Annotated in this window: 13 protein-coding genes; 10 read left to right on the top strand and 3 right to left on the bottom strand. The window is 42.9% G+C overall.

Translation table 11 applies throughout. The annotated features are described in order from the left end of the window. Nucleotides 1-8 precede the first annotated feature (8 nt). From AC1XUD_RS17625 to AC1XUD_RS17615, 3 genes are read left to right on the top strand one after another with little or no spacing between them, the layout of a single operon-like run. Nucleotides 9-1,121, top strand: a complete 1,113-nt coding sequence (locus AC1XUD_RS17625) for a DUF4249 domain-containing protein (RefSeq protein ID WP_483362354.1) — start codon at nucleotides 9-11, stop codon at nucleotides 1,119-1,121. A 12-nt stretch (nucleotides 1,122-1,133) separates the two neighbouring features. Continuing rightward, nucleotides 1,134-2,330 carry a DUF4249 domain-containing protein gene (locus AC1XUD_RS17620; RefSeq protein WP_483362353.1) on the top strand — a complete coding sequence of 399 codons (1,197 nt, stop codon included), beginning with the start codon at nucleotides 1,134-1,136 and terminating at the stop codon, nucleotides 2,328-2,330. A 21-nt stretch (nucleotides 2,331-2,351) separates the two neighbouring features. Beyond that, nucleotides 2,352-4,757, top strand: a complete 2,406-nt coding sequence (locus tag AC1XUD_RS17615; RefSeq protein WP_483362352.1) for a hypothetical protein — start codon at nucleotides 2,352-2,354, stop codon at nucleotides 4,755-4,757. A 245-nt stretch (nucleotides 4,758-5,002) separates the two neighbouring features. Here the strand turns inward: AC1XUD_RS17615 and AC1XUD_RS17610 are convergent, their stop codons facing one another. Next, nucleotides 5,003-5,464, bottom strand: a complete 462-nt coding sequence (locus tag AC1XUD_RS17610; protein ID WP_483362351.1) for an Lrp/AsnC family transcriptional regulator — start codon at nucleotides 5,462-5,464, stop codon at nucleotides 5,003-5,005. Nucleotides 5,465-5,636: 172 nt separating this feature from the next. Between AC1XUD_RS17610 and AC1XUD_RS17605 the strand changes: the two genes are divergently transcribed. Continuing rightward, nucleotides 5,637-6,590 carry an NAD-dependent epimerase/dehydratase family protein gene (locus tag AC1XUD_RS17605; protein WP_483362350.1) on the top strand — a complete coding sequence of 318 codons (954 nt, stop codon included), beginning with the start codon at nucleotides 5,637-5,639 and terminating at the stop codon, nucleotides 6,588-6,590. A gap of 141 nt (nucleotides 6,591-6,731) precedes the next feature. Continuing rightward, a complete protein-coding gene (gene kbl, locus AC1XUD_RS17600) occupies nucleotides 6,732-7,919 on the top strand; it encodes a glycine C-acetyltransferase (RefSeq protein WP_483362349.1) in 1,188 nt (395 codons plus the stop codon). A gap of 208 nt (nucleotides 7,920-8,127) precedes the next feature. Here kbl and AC1XUD_RS17595 read toward each other — a convergent pair whose 3' ends face one another. After that, entirely contained in the window at nucleotides 8,128-8,919 is a 792-nt protein-coding gene (locus tag AC1XUD_RS17595) for a transglutaminase-like domain-containing protein (RefSeq protein ID WP_483362348.1), read from the bottom strand. Nucleotides 8,920-9,139: 220 nt separating this feature from the next. Between AC1XUD_RS17595 and AC1XUD_RS17590 the strand changes: the two genes are divergently transcribed. Together AC1XUD_RS17590 and AC1XUD_RS17585 are read left to right on the top strand one after the other, a co-directional pair. Then, a complete protein-coding gene (locus AC1XUD_RS17590; RefSeq protein ID WP_483362347.1) occupies nucleotides 9,140-9,673 on the top strand; it encodes a YceI family protein in 534 nt (177 codons plus the stop codon). Nucleotides 9,674-9,753: 80 nt separating this feature from the next. Next, nucleotides 9,754-10,104 carry a DUF4260 domain-containing protein gene (locus AC1XUD_RS17585; protein ID WP_483362346.1) on the top strand — a complete coding sequence of 117 codons (351 nt, stop codon included), beginning with the start codon at nucleotides 9,754-9,756 and terminating at the stop codon, nucleotides 10,102-10,104. A gap of 77 nt (nucleotides 10,105-10,181) precedes the next feature. Here the strand turns inward: AC1XUD_RS17585 and AC1XUD_RS17580 are convergent, their stop codons facing one another. Continuing rightward, nucleotides 10,182-10,781 carry a hypothetical protein gene (locus tag AC1XUD_RS17580; protein WP_483362345.1) on the bottom strand — a complete coding sequence of 200 codons (600 nt, stop codon included), beginning with the start codon at nucleotides 10,779-10,781 and terminating at the stop codon, nucleotides 10,182-10,184. A gap of 312 nt (nucleotides 10,782-11,093) precedes the next feature. Here AC1XUD_RS17580 and AC1XUD_RS17575 point away from each other — a divergent pair, with 312 nt between their 5' ends. The 3 genes from AC1XUD_RS17575 to AC1XUD_RS17565 are packed head-to-tail and all read left to right on the top strand — an operon-like array spanning nucleotide 11,094 to nucleotide 14,139. Further along, nucleotides 11,094-12,446, top strand: coding sequence for a neutral/alkaline non-lysosomal ceramidase N-terminal domain-containing protein (locus AC1XUD_RS17575; RefSeq protein ID WP_483362344.1), 1,353 nt, complete (start codon nucleotides 11,094-11,096; stop codon nucleotides 12,444-12,446). A 3-nt stretch (nucleotides 12,447-12,449) separates the two neighbouring features. Further along, a complete protein-coding gene (locus tag AC1XUD_RS17570) occupies nucleotides 12,450-13,532 on the top strand; it encodes a Gfo/Idh/MocA family protein (RefSeq protein WP_483362343.1) in 1,083 nt (360 codons plus the stop codon). A 49-nt stretch (nucleotides 13,533-13,581) separates the two neighbouring features. Continuing rightward, nucleotides 13,582-14,139, top strand: a complete 558-nt coding sequence (locus tag AC1XUD_RS17565) for an acyl-CoA thioesterase (protein ID WP_483362342.1) — start codon at nucleotides 13,582-13,584, stop codon at nucleotides 14,137-14,139. Nucleotides 14,140-14,144 lie beyond the last annotated feature (5 nt).

Genomic DNA, 14,144 nt, shown 5'->3' with positions numbered 1-14,144 from the left:
AACGGGTAATGAAGCAAGCTGGAAACGTCATATTGCTCTGTCTTATCCTGTTCGTAACCGGGTGTATAGATCCTTTTTCGCCGCCTGAGGTGAATTCTGACCAGGGGTTTTTGGTGGTGGATGGCTTTCTGAATGTTGGAATGGATACCAGTAGAATTATCCTCCGCCGTTCCCAGAATTCAAATGCAGATGCGTTACCTCAAATGGTTTCAGGCGCGATAATGTGGGTGGAAAGCAAGGCCGGAGAACGATATAATTTTACCGAAAAAGGGAACGGTTCCTATTTTTTGTCCCCGGTTCGTTTTGATATAAATGGGCAGTATCAGCTTAATATAGAAACAGGCGACGGCTCTAAGTACCAATCGGAATTCGTATCAGCCAAAAATACGCCTGTTATTGACAGTGTAAGTAACTATTACGATGCGGATCGGAATGCGATGGTTTTCAGTGTAAATACCCATAACGCTACCAATTCGGCACGGTTTTACAAATGGAATTTTGAGGATACTTATGAATACACCTCCAATTACTATTCGTCATTGGAAGTGATAGATAGCCAGCTTGTTCATCGTAGCCAACAAATTTATACTTGTTACCGAAGCAGCGTTTCGACAAACATCATCTTGGGATCCACTATAAAATTGAGTGAAGACAGGATTAGCCAGTTGCCGATTAATGTTGTGGATGTGGCAACTAACAAGCTTTGGATCAAATACAGTATGTTGGTAAAGCAACAGGCACTAACGCAGGAAGCATTTGAATACTGGACGGCTCTGGCGAAAACCACGCAGGGAACCGGAAGTTTGTTTGATCCGCTCCCTTCCTTGGTGACGGGAAATATCCGGAATGTTAACAATGGATCAGAGAATGTATTTGGATATTTCAGCGCAGCAACGGAAACTAAAAAAAGAATTTTCGTAACGCCGGGGCTGGGTCATGGTCTGATGCAGTGCGATATGGATACGCTGACGAAGAATTGCAGTAGAAATCAGGAGTGCGTTTATAATACGTCTCAATTGCTCATTACCGAAGTAAACATAGGCCAATATCAGGTCGCGTCGCCATACTGTGTCGATTGCCGTTTGCAGGGAGGCACAACAACAAAACCATCGTTTTGGTAACAACGGAAAGATATGAGACTTGAAGTTTTGAAAAAAATATTAAATAATATGCTCACCTTGAAAGGAGGGGCAGCGAATGCTACGCTACGACACAAAATAATCGGGTACGCGCTGAGCCTGGGCATCTTGTTTTTAGGACTATACAGTTGTATCGAGCCGTTTTCTCCGCCTGAAGTGAATAGTGACGAAAATTATCTGGTGATCGACGGCTTCCTGAATGTGGAATACGATACCAGCTTTGTTGAGCTTCGGCGAAGTCAGAACGCCAATGCAACAGTCCCTCCCATTATTGAAGGTGGTGCTACAATCAAAGTGGAGTCAGAATCTGGCGAAAGCTACGATTTTAAGGAAACGAGTAAGGGAGTGTATATGCTCGATCCCCAGCATTTCGATACCAAAACCAGATATCGCCTTAACGTCAAAATTGCAAGCGGACAAGAATATCAATCGGACTACGTATCCATCGTCGCCACACCGCCGATTGACAGCATAAGTTATAGGGTAGATAAGGAAATTAACTCGGTAGTTATTAGTGTCAACACGCACGATCCTTCGAACTCGACCCGTTTTTATCGCTGGAAGTTTGAAGACACTTATGAATATCAAACCCCATATTACTCAGTATACGATAAGGATAATGAGAAAAAAGAATATTTTGTAAGACAGGGGGATATCAGCAAATGCTGGCGGACCAACCGCTCAACGAATATCATGCTTGGATCGACCATCAAATTGAGCCAGGACGCGATACTTCGTCTTCCGCTCAACATTGTGGATATCGCTACGAACAAGTTTTACTTCGGATACAGTATCCTCGTTAAACAATATGGCTTGACTCAGGACGCATTTGAATACTGGACTGATTTGGCCAAAACTACGCAGGGTACCGGGAGCCTTTTTGATCCGCTTCCATCTCAGGTAACCGGGAATTTTAAAAATGTGACTGACCCCAAAGAGCTCGTTTTTGGATATTTCAGTGCTGCGAGAGAGCAGTCGAAAAGACTTTTTATCAAAGCAAATTTGGGAAGTTTTCCAAGATGTGATGAACCAGATACCGTCGGATTTGACCAGCTGGATATAATTTACGGTGGTAGTCTTATACTGAACCTGACTGCAGACTACGACTCGCTTATCATGTCTAGTCCCTATTGTGCAGACTGTCGAGTGCAAGGTGGAAGTACAGTAAAACCACCTTATTGGCCATTATAGATCACTTTTACCAATATAATTGTGAAAAACAAAGCTATTTTCTTTTCCCTTTTTGCATCACTGATCAGCCTCGGCGTCGCAGGCCAGGATGATCCTTGGATAAAATCGACAAAAGACAGATTTGATATTTTTAACCGGAAGGCTGTGCAGGAAAAAATGTACGTGCATATCGACCGCCAGTTTTATTTGGTGGGCGAGACGGTCTGGTTCAAAGCTTATGACGTGGAAGGAAGTACCAACCAGTATATGAATCTGAGCAAAGTAGGGTATCTGGAGATATTGGACAAGGAGAATAATTCGGTTGCTCAAACCAAATTTGGAATGGACCGTGGGAAAGGTAACGGCAGTATGCTTATTCCGTCGACAGTGCCCAGTGGAAACTATAAAATCCGGGCTTATACCAACTGGATGAAAAATTTTGATGCCGGTTATTTCTTCGAGACGTACGTGTCAATCGTCAATCCTTTCGTAGCATTTGATCCAGATCCTGAAAAAGAAAAGCCGGTTGCCTATGATGTCCAGTTCTTTCCGGAAGGGGGAAACCTGGTGGAAGGGCTGACCAGCAAAGTGGCCTTCAGAGCCATTGATTCAGAAGGAAAGGGAATTGACTTCACCGGCGAAATTGTTGATCAGAATAATAACAGTATTGTAAGCTTTTCACCTTCGGTATATGGTCTGGGTAATTTTTCGCTTAAGCCGGTCGCAGATGCAGAATACAAAGCCATTGTAAAGGACAAGAAGGGTGGAAGCTATACTTTCAGGCTGCCAAAAGTGGAAAAAAGCGGATATGTTTTGACGCTAAACGATTCCGACGGATCCAATCTTATATTATCACTGGCTTCCCGTTTGCCTGATAATGAGCAGGGAAATACTTATATGGCTGTTCACACCAAGCAGCAAAACCTGCAGGTGATCCCGGTTGAATTCAAGAATAATGCTGCCAGCCTAACCATTGATAAAGGAAAATTAGGCGAAGGTATATCGCATATTACGCTTTTTGACAGGCGCTGGAAGCCTCTTGCAGAGCGTATTTATTTTAAGTACCCGCAAACGAGGCTGTCCATTGAGGGTAGCGTTGGAAAACGGGAATTTATTACAAGAGAGAAAGTGACGGTTGATTTGTCTGCAAGTATCGGTGCCGAGAAAATTGCCAATACCGATTTGTCAGTGGCTGTTTTCCTGGAGGATTCCATTCGGGAGGGCGCTGAGCAATCTATTTTTAGCTATTTACTACTGACTTCTGATTTGCGTGGAAACGTTGAAAATCCGGAGTATTATTTCAATTCGCCGGACAAGAGGGTTGTGGCTGAAATGGATAATATCATGCTGACCCACGGTTGGAGGAGATTTAACTGGAAAGGGGCATTAAACTCCACTGACGAATTTACCTATCTACCAGAGAATTACGGACATTTTATCCAAGCCAAAGTGTTGGATATCGCTACCGGCGTACCTGTTAGTGAGAAAGTTGCATATCTGGCGGCTCCTGATTCTCCTTCAAGACTATATGTTTCAGATTCGGATAAGAATGGGATTGTGCGATTTGAGGTCAAGGACTTTTTCGGGCCGAAGGAAGTAACGGTACAAACGCATCTTTCTTATGACAGCACATATCGCTTTGAAATGCTGAGTTCTTTCTCAAAAGAATTTACGACGAAGCCGATTCCAAAATTCGTTTTTAACAAAAGTGTTGAAAATGAATTATTGAAGCGCACTATCAACATGCAGACTGGAAATGTGTTTTTACCAAAGTCCTTCGCGGAAGGTAAGTCGGTTATGAGGGACTCAATGGCATTTTTTGGTAAGCCGGACGAAACTTACTTCCTGGACGATTTTACCCGCTTTCCTACAATGGAGGAGGTGCTACGCGAATATGTAAGAGGCGTTTTGGTGAGAAAAAGAAACAAATCTTTTCATTTCAGGATGATAGATGCGTTGCTGCCTAATACAATTTATACCAGTGATCCACTCGTACTGCTGGACGGAATCCCGATGTTCAATGTTGACAAAATTATGGAGTTCGATCCTTTGAAAATCAAGAAAATCGAACTCATGAACGCCCGCTACTTCATGGGGGTGAATACTTTTACCGGAATCGTCAGCTTTTCTACATACCAAAGCGATTTGGCCGGATTCGAACTCGATCCCAAGGTACTCGTGACGCCATATGAAGGACCTCAATCGGTTCGTGAGTTTTATTCGCCCAAATATGAAACCCAGGTAGCCCGCGCAAGCAGAATACCTGACTTCCGCAACTTGCTCCATTGGGAACCCAATGCCGTAACAGACGCAGCCGGCAAAACGCAGCTTCAGTTTTTTACGTCCGATCAAACCGGGAGATATCGCGTGGTGGTACATGGAATGACACAGGAAGGGAAAGCGGCAAGCCAGTCATTCACCTTTGAAGTTGGAAAAAGAGGGTTGTAGTAATTGAGAGGTTAGTTGAACTTAAATGCATTTTAATACTGCGGTCGTCCTTTTTTTCTACAATGATTGCATCCCTTCGGGATTTCGTCAGAATAATGACAGAACGATAACTCTGTCAATCACTCTTGAGCATCAAAAAAACCTGAAACGATGACAAAGTATAGGTAGCACAAATCATCAATATTCATCAAACCCCGAAGGGGTGACACATCCAGATATAAAATCTAAACTTATATCAGTGCCTCTCAGATATAATACTCCGAAGTATGCTTGATCTCCTTGAGCACAAACGTGCTGTTCAAGACTCCTATATTATCAATCTTCGACAGCTTGTATTTCACAAAGTCATGATACTCGTCGAGACTTCCTACATTGATTTTTAAAAGAAAATCGACCTGCCCTGCCATGTGGTAACATTCCTGAACTTCCTCCAGATTTTGGATTTCCTGTTCAAATTTTTCGATAAACGCCTCGTTATGATAACGCATGGAAACCTGGCATATCGTTGTCACTGAACGGTTTATTAGCTTTTTGTCCAGGATAGCAACATAGTTTTTGATAAATCCCAGACTTTCAAGTCGGCGAATCCTTTCATACACCGGTGAAACCGTCAGATTGAGCACCGTTGCTATTTCTTTGGTAGTTTTTTTGGCATCTTTTTGAAGAATCCGCAGTATTTTCTTATCAATTTTATCCAGTTGTTCCATTTAAAAACTAAATTTTTCTGTCAAGCTTTATCTAAACCTATTTGAGCAGTAATATATTCTTTTAAAATTAAAAAGTGAAGCAATATTTGCTGGAAATATCTTCAATTCTTGATGATCTTTCGGCGTATTCTGAAATTGCACCATAATTTGTTTTTCAAACGACATAACGTTTATGGATTCAGACACGATATTGATAGTAGGGTCAAACGGACAAATTGGGACCGTTTTGTTAGAATACTTACGCGAAATATATGGAGTCAGCCGGGTGATCGGTTCCGACATCCGTGATCCGGAAATAGCAACAGGCCCTTTTGAAAAACTCGACGCCAACGATGCAAAAGCATTGTCTGCAATTATCAGAAAATATAAAGTTACCCAGGTATATCATCTTGCCGCAATTCTCTCCGCGTCAGGTGAAAAAGATCCGCTGCACACCTGGGAAATCAACATGCAGACGTATTTCAATGTATTGGAAGCCGCACGTGAAAACAACGTGAAGAGAATATTCTATCCAAGTTCCATCGCAGTTTTTGGAGAAGGACTGGGCGACGAGGTTAGCCAGTTTGTAAATCTTGAACCGTCTACGGTATATGGTATCAGCAAAGTGGCAGGGGAAAACTGGTCCAAATATTATTTCAATAAATACGGGCTGGATATCCGCTCATTAAGATATCCTGGTATCATCAGTCACCAGTCACCTCCCGGAGGCGGTACCACCGACTACGCCGTCGATATTTACCATAAAGCCGTCAAAGGCGAGCATTTTGACTGTTTCCTAAAACCCGATTCCACTCTGCCGATGATTTACATCAGCGATGCGCTTGATGCGACAGTTCGTTTGATGGAAGCTCCTTCATCTAAAATAAGCATTCGTTCTGCTTATAACCTGGCTGGAGTGAGCTTTTCACCGGAGGAGATTTATGCCAGTATCAAAAAGCAAATTCCCGATTTCAGCATCAGTTACAAACCCGATTTCAGACAAAAAATTGCAGATTCATGGCCAAAGAAAATTATCGATACTGAGGCGCGCGCCGATTGGGGGTGGAGAGCAACTTACGACCTGGAAAAAATTACCTCAGAAATGATTTCGGAACTAAGGAAGAAATATCATTTGGTGGAGGGGTAAGTATTCTTTTGGGCTTTCTGGTTATATGCTTTGTGGTCAGGTTTTTTCAGCAATAGTCAGGAATGGTGAGGAACGCCAGGTCAGGAAAAAATTGTGAGGCGGGATGGGGGAAATGAATATCAATTTTTAAAAAGAAACATCATGTACGGAGATATAAAGGAACAATTACAGAACGAACTGGCAGAAATACAAGAAGCTGGTTTATTCAAAAAAGAAAGAATTATCACATCGCCTCAGTCGGCGAAGATATCGACACAAGGAGGAGGTGAAGTTTTGAATTTTTGTGCGAATAATTACCTGGGGCTTTCCTCGCATCCGGACGTTATCGAATCGGGTATTGAGGCGATAAGAACCCATGGTTTTGGGATGTCGTCAGTCCGCTTCATTTGCGGTACTCAGGATATTCATAAGGAATTGGAAAAAAAGACGGCGGAGTTCCTGGGAATGGAAGACTGCATACTATATGCCGCAGCTTTTGATGCCAATGGAGGTGTTTTTGAGCCATTATTAGGAGAGCAGGATGCCATCATTTCTGATGAACTGAACCACGCCTCCCTGATTGACGGGATACGTTTGTGCAAAGCAAAGCGATTCCGGTACAAGCATAACGATATAGCGGACCTGGAAACTCAATTGAAAGATGCCCAGGGAAGCCGGAGAATTTTGATTGTAACCGATGGTGTGTTTTCAATGGATGGGACTATTGCACAACTTGATAAAATTTGTGACCTGGCCGACCAATACAAAGCCATGGTGATGATCGATGAATGTCATGCCTCGGGTTTTGTGGGTAAAACTGGTCGGGGAACGCATGAATATCGTAATGTAATGGGTCGCGTGGATATTATTACCGGTACTTATGGAAAAGCACTGGGAGGTGCTTCAGGAGGTTTTACAGCTGCAAAAAAAGAGATTGTTGATATCCTTCGCCAACGTTCCCGCCCCTATCTTTTCTCGAATACTTTGGCACCATCGATTGTTGGTGCTTCGATTAAAGTACTGGATGTCCTTTCAGCTTCTACAGCTTTGAGGGATAAATTGGAAACTAATACAGCATATTTCCGCAGAGCAATGACCGAAGCGGGTTTCGATATCCTGCCAGGCGTTCATCCAATTGTGCCAATTATGTTATATGAAGCGAAATTGGCGCAGGAATTCGCGGCAAAATTGTTGGATGAAGGTATATACGTGATCGGATTTTTCTTCCCGGTTGTACCAAAAGGCAAAGCGCGGATCAGAGTACAGATTTCGGCTGGCCATGAGCAGGAGCATCTGGAAAAGGCAGTAGCTGCTTTTACTAAAATAGGAAAAGAATTGGGAGTTATATAAGCCTGACTTTCCCAAACCGAAAAAAAACCTCTTGCAATCATGTGAGAGGTTTTTTCGTTTCAGACCAATTTCTTGAAATTCCACGGAGTTCAGTATATCAGGAAAATATTTCCTCTAGCCCATTACCTGACTTGGCGTCCTGACCATTTCAAGACAAACCCTTGCCAACATTTCCACGATACCGAACAAGGTCAAAGCCTCCCAACTCCTAATCGTCGCTTAATTCAACCTTAACGGTGAGAGAATCCAGATATGCAAATCCGTATTGCGTGATCATCGCCACATCAGCTGCATCCCGACCATGCGCCATTTCGATGCGATATCCTTCTGTTTTCTCCTGAACGGAATCAAAAGTATACCATCTGCCGCCAATATATGCTTCGAACCAGGCATGCAGATCCATCACTTTGAGCTTATCGGCGAAGCCCACCGTCATTCTGGCTGGAATACACAGATTTCTGCAGAGGGCAATTGCCAGGTGTGTGAAGTCACGACATACTCCGGCACGGTTTCTGGCCAGATCCAGAGCCGTCGTGCTCGAATCCGTCACCCCGTATTGATAAGTTACATTGTAGTGGATCCAGCTTCTTATTGCTTCAACTTGTTGGTATCCAGGAGATAAGTGTCCCGCGATTTCCAGAGCGAGCATATTTATTTCGTGCAGATCACACTCGCAATAACGGCTTGGGAGTATAAAAAGCATAACATCATCCGGTAAATCTGCAATCAGTGTTGCGGCCGGTTCAGGATTGGGAGCAGGCTCAACCTGGGTTACCAGGGCTTCAACTTCTGTTGAGATCGTCACACGGCCTACTGGTAATGTGGTGCGTTGGCAAAGATTACCATATACGTCGGTATATTCGGAAAAAGGAACTGGCGGGTCGATACTGAACTTTTCTTGTATTATTGAGCTTCCCTGACGCCTGGGACGCAACATACTGGTGATGGTGGTAGGTGACTGAACATTGTATAGAAACATACTTGTTCCTTTCATTTTCATGTATCGGGTATTTTAAAATATAGTATTAGGATGATAAACCTGGGCCGAAATATCGAATATCAATCGATGATAGCAGTCTGTAGCTTTTCATTAAAGAACGATATAAATTTTTATATTTAAGTGCAATAAGATCCGTTTTAGGTGTTATATTAATGTTAAAGCCGGAGTAGAGTACGCTCCGGGAAACTTTTGTTCATCACAATTAATTGTTTGGAAGTTTATGGCAGTCACCAAATGGATAGTAGATCCAACTCATTCAGAAGTTCAATTTAAGATTAAGCACTTAGTAATCAGCAGTATTACAGGGTCTTTTAATAATTTTCAGGGTGGAGCAACTTCGGATCTCAATAATTTTGAAAACGCAGAAATTCATTTTTCTCTTGATGTAAGTAGTATTGATACCAATGTGCCCCAGCGTGACGAACACCTGAGATCTGCTGACTTTTTTGATGCAGATCAATTTCCGCATATCACGTTTCAATCGAATTATTTCCACAAAGTGAAAGGAGATAACTATAAACTTTCGGGACTTTTAAGTCTGAAAGGGATAACCAAGCCGATAGAACTGGATGCCGAATATGGCGGAACCGAACGCGACCAGCAGGGCAATATCAGGATCGGCTTTGAGGTAGAAGGAAGAATCAGCCGTCAGGAGTTTGGGTTAAATTATATGGCCCTGACAGACGCCGGCGGACTTGTGATCGGAGAAGATGTGAAGTTGATAGCAAATATCCAGCTGGTTAAAGAAAGTTAGTTGAAACAGCATCAAAAATCAGGGAGCCGGACGGGGATTTTTTCGCCCCCTGTCCGGCTTTTTGTTTAAAAATTGACGATATGAAGAATCTTATAAGAATGGAGGAACTTGCAGAGTTCATTTTCGCTATCCTGATATTTTCCAAACTTGACTACAGCTGGTGGGTTTTTCCAGCACTATTACTGTCACCTGATCTGAGTATGATCGGATATGCTGTCAACACAAAAGTGGGTGCATGGATGTACAATTTCTTCCATCACAAGGCGCTGGGTATTATACTTGGCACTGTTGGTTTCTTAGTTGGATATCATGGATTGATATTAACGGGGGTTATCCTTTTTGCTCATTCGGCTATGGATCGTTGCATGGGATATGGCTTAAAATATCCAGACAGCTTTCAGCATACTCACCTCGGGAAAATCGGGAAATAGATTTCCTAAGTAAGCTAAAGACTGTATTCGTTGTGGCAGTTGGGTATGGCTGAAATATCTTAGGGTACGCTAGTTTTCTATAATACATACCCGATCTTCAGGGTGGTATAGTCACGGTTATAGAGTACTTTTTCGTCAATCAGGTGAAATTCCAACGCAATCGAAAATTGATGTATGTTTACTCCTATTCTTGGAGATATACCAAATCTGGTGCCCAGGTTCTCTTCCTCCAAAACTTCGCCATTTAAAACCCGCTGACCTTTTCCGAGGTAATAGAAACCTGCGCCTAGGCCTACAAATGGCCAGTTTGGCTTTTTCCATGGATTTATAAAATCACCGGTTAGCGAAAAGGACGCGATTGGTTCGGCCTGAATCCGTTTTTTTCGCTCGCTATCACCTGTGTTCCCGGAAAGATATGACTTCATAAAAGCATATTCGGCACGCGCTCCCACTAGTATATTGTCCATCAGCAAAAATTGTGGTTCAACTGAAAAATTCGGCCCGTGGGTTTTGAAGAAAAGAGAATTATAACGTGAGGTGGTGCCATAACCAGCTGAGATTTTGACACCCCATCGTTCATGAAAAGGAAGCGATTTACTATCAGGATTACTAAATGTCTGAGCAAACGAATAGATGGGTAAAATGGAAATGCAAAGAGCTGAAATGATTTTTTTCATTGAATTTTAACGTTGAATTATAATTGGTTTAGAATGGAAAAAGTACTTTCGTTGGACTTTGAGATGTTTTTCGGCAAAATGTCCAGCTTCATATCCAGGTTTCGACAACGATCTTCTAGTTTATATACTACCATATGGATATGATTGTGGCTGAATACCAGGTTGTTAAATCTCGTTTGTACTTAAATAGTTACTCTCATTTTCAAAATATCATACCGACCGCGCCAGACTATTTTGCCAAATTCCAGGTTTTGATCGTTATGTTATGATCATTCTTATCTTTACTTCTTAATATTTACCGCTGCAGTTTCCATGCGCATACTAAAATTCGTTCTCAAATTTCTGGGTGTACTTGTCGTCTTACTTGTGCTAATATTAGCCTCCATGATCACCATCCTGGACAAGACCCCGTATGAACAAATGCCCTATTATAAGACATGGACTCAGAAAATTACAAGGGCCAAACCTGGGAGCTCTCCGGGAAACGGGCAGCTAAAAATTGGATGGGCAAAGGTCAATATCACCCCTTCCAGGCCGACTCCAATGGCGGGCTACGGCAACAGGCATGGGAAACTGTATGAATCGGTGCATGACTCGGTATATGTGCGAACAATGGTGATCGACAATGGCGAGACGCAGGTAGCGATCGTAGCGGCCGATTTGCTGATTATACCACCGACAGTCACTCAGATTTTAGAGCAAAAACTGACCACCCAACAAGTACCATTTGATCAGGTTTTTTTTGGTGCTACCCATACTCATAATAGTGTTGGTGGCTGGGGAACAGGTATTTCAGGTATGTTCTTTTCCGGTAGATACAATCAACAGACGGTCGATGATATTGCGGATGCCATTTTTCAATCAATTGTGAAAGCAAAGGCTAACCTCCAGCCTGCTAAAATTTCGTATGCTGAGGCGATCGATACTACGGATATTCAAAATCGTTTGGTGGGAACTGAGGGGACAATCGACCCGGAAATCAGATCTATTCTTGTTGAAAAGGAGGATGGTCGGAAAGCGATATTAAGCTCATATGCTGCTCATTCCACTGTTATGCAGTCTAAAAACATGCAACTTTCCCGCGATTATCCTGGCGTACTGGTCGATTCACTGGAAAAGCACCGATATGATTTTGCGATGTATATGGCCGGAGCAGTGGGAAGCATGGGGCCGATTGAAAAAGGAAAAGATGATTTTGACGAAATGAAAAACCAGGCATATGGTATTCAGAAGTCGATCATGTCAAACGATTCTATTTCGGACAAAGAGAAAAATTCAAATATCAGCTTTCTAACTTTGCCGCTGCCGCTGAGAGATGCCTCTCCAAGGCTGACGATGAATCTGGTGTTGCGCTCCTGGGTATTCAGAAAAGCATTTGGAGAGTTTCCGGTGTTTGTAAAAGCAATTCGGATTGGTAATATATTAATGGTCGGTATGCCCTGTGATTTTTCGGGGGAACTTGTCGCAGAATTGGATGCATATGCCAAAACGAAAGGGTTAAATCTGATGGTGACGAGTTTTAATGGGGGGTATATAGGTTATATTACCAATGACAAATACTTTGACCGCGACCTGTATGAAACGAAAACGATGAGCTGGTATGGGCCTTACAATGGTGCTTATTTTCAAGAAGTTATAAAAGATATCATAAACAAATTTTCCTAAACCATGAGAACAACCTTTGTATTGCTGCTATGCCTGATCGGGTTCAGTTCGATCGCACAAAAACCTGTAAGAATTGCAGTCGCTGGCCTGAGCCACGGGCACGTAGGCTGGGTATTTAACCGGGCAGGAAAAACGGACACTGAACTGGTGGGGATATATGAAACTAATCCTGAGCTTGTTGAAACGTTTAGTAAAAAATATAATCTGAGTAAATCAATTTTTTACAGCGATTTGAAAAAAATGTTGGTTGAAACGAAACCAGAGGCAGTGTCTGCATTTGGTCCGATCAACGAGCATATCGAAGTGGTACGGGCATGTGCTCCTTTAAAAATCAACGTGATGGTTGAAAAACCGTTGGCGACTACTTATGCGGATGCACTGGAAATTCAAAAGCTGGCGGAAAAGAATGGCATTTTTGTGCTTACCAATTTTGAAACGTCATGGTATGCAAGCAACCAGTACGTCAATGAATTAGTGAAGGACGGAAAATTAGGGGATATTCGGAAAGTGATGGTCAATGATGGTCACCAGGGGCCAAAGGAAATCGGAGTGAGCAAAGAATTTTTCTCATTTCTGACCGATCCGGTTCAAAATGGTGGCGGAGCGTTGATGGATTTTGGTTGCTACGGTGCCAATCTGATGACCTGGCTGATGAAAGGCGAGAAGCCATTATCTGTTACGGCGGTAACGCATCAGGATAAGCCTGAGATTTATCCGAAAGTGGACGATGAGGCAACTATAATCTTGCAATATCCAAAAGCACAATGCATTATCCAGGGTTCGTGGAATTGGACATATGGCAGAAAGGATATGGAAGTATTTGGTAATAAAGGATATGCAGTGGCGGTAAATGCGACGACGGTGCGTCAACGGTTTAAAGAAAAAGATCCTGAAGAAACCGTGAAACTGGATCCACGCCCGGATCCATATACTGACCCGTTTTCAGTTTTGGCCGACGTAGTAAGCGGAAGACTGGTCTTGGACAAAAATGATCTTTACGGTTTGCCTGTAAATGTTACGGTGGTTCAAATACTGGAAACAGCCAAACAATCAGCTCAGCAGGGAAAAACGCTTACGCTGAAATAGTATGATATGATTATCTTATTTTTTGATTAATATTTTTACAATTCTCAGTATGGATATTGAGGCCCGCCCCGTTACCTATTCTCAAACTACGCTCACAGAGCTCATGATTCCCTCGTACGCCAATTTTGGCGGAAAAATTCACGGTGGAATCCTGCTCTCACTTATCGACAAGGTAGCATATGCCTGTGCTTCGCGACATGCGGGAACTTATTGTGTAACGGTTTCGGTGGACACCGTCAATTTCCTGGAGCCAGTCGAAGTGGGGGATCTTGTATCCTTACACGCGTCCGTAAATTATGTGGGCAGGACCTCGCTGGTGATTGGGATTCGTGTGGTGGCTGAGAATGTGAGAAACGGAAAGCAGCGACATACCAATACGTCCTATGTAACGATGGTGGCAAAAGGCGACAACGATAAGCCCACAGTTGTGCCCCCACTTTTGCTCGAAACATATGAAGATGGCCGGCGTTATCTGGAAGCAATGAAACGCAAAGAACTTCGAGACAGATTCAGTGATGAGTTTGATAATGAGAAGAATAAGCTGAATCTTGATAAAGATATTGAGAAGCTCCGGGCTCAACGATGTGTTGTCGGTTGGGGGGTGTAAAAATT

The organism is Dyadobacter sp. HNCC25DJ184, from assembly GCF_056895215.1.
The sequence above is the reverse complement of the archived record's forward strand: the minus strand, read 5'-3'. Positions and strand labels throughout refer to the sequence as shown.

Excerpts from the sequence above, each read along its gene's own strand:
- AC1XUD_RS17570 (WP_483362343.1), top strand. The coding sequence starts at position 12,450 with ATGAGAACAACCTTTGTATTGCTGCTATGCCTGATCGGGTTCAGTTCG.
- kbl (WP_483362349.1), top strand. The coding sequence starts at position 6,732 with ATGTACGGAGATATAAAGGAACAATTACAGAACGAACTGGCAGAAATA.
- AC1XUD_RS17625 (WP_483362354.1), top strand. The coding sequence starts at position 9 with ATGAAGCAAGCTGGAAACGTCATATTGCTCTGTCTTATCCTGTTCGTA.
- AC1XUD_RS17580 (WP_483362345.1), bottom strand. The coding sequence starts at position 10,781 with ATGAAAAAAATCATTTCAGCTCTTTGCATTTCCATTTTACCCATCTAT.
- AC1XUD_RS17565 (WP_483362342.1), top strand. The coding sequence starts at position 13,582 with ATGGATATTGAGGCCCGCCCCGTTACCTATTCTCAAACTACGCTCACA.
- AC1XUD_RS17595 (WP_483362348.1), bottom strand. The coding sequence starts at position 8,919 with ATGAAAATGAAAGGAACAAGTATGTTTCTATACAATGTTCAGTCACCT.
- AC1XUD_RS17620 (WP_483362353.1), top strand. The coding sequence starts at position 1,134 with ATGAGACTTGAAGTTTTGAAAAAAATATTAAATAATATGCTCACCTTG.
- AC1XUD_RS17605 (WP_483362350.1), top strand. The coding sequence starts at position 5,637 with ATGGATTCAGACACGATATTGATAGTAGGGTCAAACGGACAAATTGGG.
- AC1XUD_RS17585 (WP_483362346.1), top strand. The coding sequence starts at position 9,754 with ATGAAGAATCTTATAAGAATGGAGGAACTTGCAGAGTTCATTTTCGCT.
- AC1XUD_RS17590 (WP_483362347.1), top strand. The coding sequence starts at position 9,140 with ATGGCAGTCACCAAATGGATAGTAGATCCAACTCATTCAGAAGTTCAA.
- AC1XUD_RS17575 (WP_483362344.1), top strand. The coding sequence starts at position 11,094 with ATGCGCATACTAAAATTCGTTCTCAAATTTCTGGGTGTACTTGTCGTC.
- AC1XUD_RS17610 (WP_483362351.1), bottom strand. The coding sequence starts at position 5,464 with ATGGAACAACTGGATAAAATTGATAAGAAAATACTGCGGATTCTTCAA.